The organism is Brevundimonas sp. CURTG3B2_SDJG (assembly GCF_057364705.1).
In genome coordinates this window covers 1-2,414 of sequence record NZ_JBNFOJ010000376.1, presented here as the reverse complement: position 1 = coordinate 2,414, position 2,414 = coordinate 1, and the positions used below count along the sequence as shown (strand labels likewise).

Annotated in this window: 1 protein-coding gene; it reads right to left on the bottom strand. The window is 71.7% G+C overall.

Going from position 1 to position 2,414, the window contains the following annotated elements:
- Positions 1-321 precede the first annotated feature (321 nt).
- Positions 322-2,414: hydantoinase B/oxoprolinase family protein (locus tag AC2W7C_RS16805; protein ID WP_486002403.1), on the bottom strand; the 2,093-nt coding region annotated here is incomplete at its 5' end.

Here is a 2,414-nt window from a genome sequence, read left to right as displayed (position 1 = left end):
GCCGGGCGGCGAGGGGTGTGGGAATACGGGAATGACGAAGGGTCAGGAGGCTGAAAACGCTCGATGTTCTTCGCTGAACCCGACTGGGCGTTCCGGCTCGGCCGCTCCGCTTTCGTCATCCCGGCGAAGGCCGGGACCCAGCGGCGCCGGAGCGCAGCGCAGGCGATGGTTCCGCGAGCCGTGTGCGTGACAGCTTCGCGCTCTCGCGCGCCGCTGGGTCCCGGGGTCGCTGCGCGCCCCGGGATGACGAAAGCAAGAGGAGGTCGGCGCTCAATGGGCCGCGGCCGGCGTCGCCGCGGGCGGCGATGGAGAGGTGAGGCTCTACGCCTTGCCGAACCCGCCGCCGCCTGGAGTCTCGATGACGAAGACGTCGCCGGCGGACATCTGGACCTCGGCCGTCGAACCCAGGCTTTCGATCGTCCCGTCCGCGCGTTCGATCCGGTTGATCCCCAGGGCGCCCGGGTCGCCGCCGTCCGCGCCGAAGGGGGCGGTTCGGCGATGGTTGGACAGGATGGCCGCCGTCATCGGCTCCAGGAAGCGCACGCGGCGCACCGCCCCGTCGCCGCCCCTGTTGCGGCCCTGGCCGCCCGAGCCGCGCCGGACGGAGAATTCCTCCAGCAGCACGGGGAAGCGGGTCTCCAGCACCTCGGGGTCGGTCAGGCGGCTGTTGGTCATGTGGGTCTGCACCGCCGAGGCGCCGTCGAAGCCCGGCCCGGCGCCGGATCCGCCGGCGATGGTCTCGTAGTACTGGCGGGCGTCGTCGCCGAAGGTGAAGTTGTTCATCGTGCCCTGGCTGGCGGCCAGGACGCCCAGGGCGCCGTACAGGGCGTCGACCACCGCCTGGCTGGTCTCGACGTTGCCGGCCACCACCGCCGCCGGATAGCGCGGTCGCAGCATCGAGCCGTCGGGCACGATCAGCTCGATCGGCTTCAGGCAGCCTTCGTTCAGCGGAATGTCGTCGTCCACCAGGGTGCGGAAGACATAGAGGGTCGCCGCCCGCGTGATCGACAGCGGGGCGTTGAAGTTGTTCGGCCGCTGGTCGCTGGTTCCGGTGAAGTCCACCACGGCCCCACGGGTCGCCGGATCGACGTCGATGCGGACGCGGATGACGGCCCCGTCGTCCATCTCGAGCTCGAAGGCGCCGGGCTTGAGCGCGGCGATGGCGCGGCGCACGGCCTCTTCGGCGTTGTCCTGGGCATGGCCCATGTAGGCCGCGACCGCCTCGCGTCCGAACTCGGCGCACATCCGGATCAGCTCGTCGGCGCCGCGCGCACACGATGCGATCTGGGCCTTCAGGTCGGCCATGTTCTGGTCGACGTTGCGCGACGGGTGCGGGCCCGAGGCGAACAGCGCCCGCGTCTCGGCGTCCCTCAGCGCGCCCGCGTCGACCAGCAGGAAGTCGTCGATCAGGACGCCCTCGTCCGCCACGGTCTTCGAGGTCGGAGGCATCGAGCCCGGGGTGATCCCGCCCACGTCCGCGTGGTGGCCGCGGGCGGCCACGAAGAAGGTCGGCCCGGCGTCGCCGTCCAGGAACACCGGCATGATGACGGTGATGTCGGGCAGGTGGGTGCCGCCGTTGTAGGGCGCGTTCAGCATGTAGACGTCGCCCGGCTTCATGCCGCGCCCGTCCGCCGCTTGTCCGTCCGCGCCGGACCCCCGCGAGGCGATCACCGTGCGGATGCTCTCGCCCATGGAGCCCAGATGGACGGGGATGTGCGGGGCGTTGGCGATCAGGGCGCCCTTCGCATCGAAGACCGCGCAGCTGAAGTCCAGCCGTTCCTTGATGTTCACCGAATAGGCCGTGGCCCGCAGCGCCTCGCCCATCTGTTCGGCGCAGGCCATGAAGCGGCTGTTGAACACCTCCAGCAGGATCGGATCGACCGCCGTGCCGACGGCCGTACGGGCGGGCAGGGGGACCACCCGCTCCAGGATCAGGTTCCGTCCGGCGTCGACCGACGCCCGCCAGCCGGGCTCGACCACGGTCGTGCCCGTATCCTCCAGGATGACCGCGGGCCCGTCGAGCGCTTCCCCCGGCGCCAGCGTCTCGCGCCGCCGGATCAGGGCGTCGCGGGTCTCGCCCGCCATCCGAACGGGGGCCCGGGATCCTGAGTCCGGCTCGGCCTCGGCATGCTCCGGTCGCGCCGTCGACAACCGTTCCGAGACCCCCGCGGCCTCGACTTCCAGGGTTTCGACGATCAGGGCCTTCCTCTCGGCGAAGAAGCCGAAGCGCAGGCGATGCAGGGCCTCGAAGGCCGCCGTCATCTCGGGCGCGGGCCCGAACGGGACGGTCAGCGGGGTATCGGAGCCGGCGAACTTGATCTCGGCCCGCGCCGTCGTGGCGATCTGGTCGTCGGCGAAGCCCTGGGACGCGAGATCGGCGCGCGCGGCCGCCTCCAGCGCCCGGACGGCCCCCG